Source organism: Vibrio sp. 970 (genome assembly GCF_033339075.1).
In genome coordinates, this window is record NZ_JAWOTW010000683.1 from 1 (window position 1) to 548 (window position 548).

The 548-nt window shown below is 42.5% G+C and carries 1 pseudogene; it reads left to right on the forward strand.

Annotated elements, in window-relative coordinates:
* Nucleotides 1–234: 234 nt before the first annotated feature.
* Nucleotides 235–548, forward strand: a pseudogene (locus R7Q11_RS28610) (peptidase T); the annotation flags it as partial.

Below are 548 nucleotides of genomic sequence, written 5' to 3' on the forward strand. Positions count from 1 at the left end.
ATCAAAAAATGATTCAAAGCAAATTCTTATTGAACTAAGAGCGTAACATGGAGTGAGGTTTATTACGGGCACTAGGCGGCCTCGCATTTAAATAACATTAGGTAGCTGAACTCATCCAGAGTAATTGGAGTTCATTCGTCAGAGCTACCTATGTTCGGCAAACCTTAGTATTGCCGGTTTGTTTGAGTGCGATGCGTAGTCTGGTGTTGATCGCTTAGAACAATGAGAATAAATATGAAGCATTTAGTTGAAAGATTCCTTCGCTACGTCACGTTTGACACCCAATCAAATCCCCATGTTGCCCAATGCCCAAGTTCACCTGGCCAACTCGTTTTTGCAGAGTTGTTGAAACAAGAGATGCTAGATCTTGGTTTGAGCGATGTGACTTTAGATGAACACGGTTACTTGATGGCAAAACTGCCGTCGAATGTTGATTACGATGTTCCACCAATCGGCTTTATCGCCCACATGGATACTGCACCAGATGCGTCTGGTAAGAATGTAAATCCGCAATTTGTTGAAGACTATCAAGGTGGCGATATTGCTCT